At 68.8% G+C, this 379-nt stretch carries 1 protein-coding gene; it reads right to left on the bottom strand.

The window, feature by feature from the left end:
* Positions 1-101: 101 nt before the first annotated feature.
* Positions 102-379, bottom strand: a 278-nt coding sequence (locus AC1DCV_RS35825) for a hypothetical protein (RefSeq protein ID WP_477027689.1), incomplete at its 5' end; no start/stop codon positions are given.

The raw sequence follows: 379 nt of genomic DNA, 5'->3' as shown, positions 1-379 counted from the left end.
CCCGTAACCGCCGCAGGCACCTGCCCGCGGTGTAGGCGGTGGTTGGAGTTTGGGGGTCGGGGCCGGCTCGTTAGTGCCGGGACGGCMTCTGATCCCGCAGGTCAGCCGGCCGCTTTCGCGGGCCGCAGGGATGTGATCATGGTCCGGATCGCCCGGTATTCCTCCGTCCCGGCATAGAGCTTGGCCTTCTCCAGGTACGGCAACGAGACCGCGCCCGGAGTGCTGTTGTTGGCGGGATCGTATGTGCTGCCGAACAGGGCCCCGCTCGGCGGCCAGAGAAACAGATGGAACATCGGGCACGCCAGCGCCCCGGTTTCCGCCGGGAGCATGGTGATCCCGTATGCGGCCGTGGTGGTCCGGGCGGCATCCACGCCTGTGC

Source organism: Chitinophaga sp. 10T418 (genome assembly GCF_056394125.1).
This window is presented reverse-complemented; position numbering and strand designations above follow the sequence as displayed.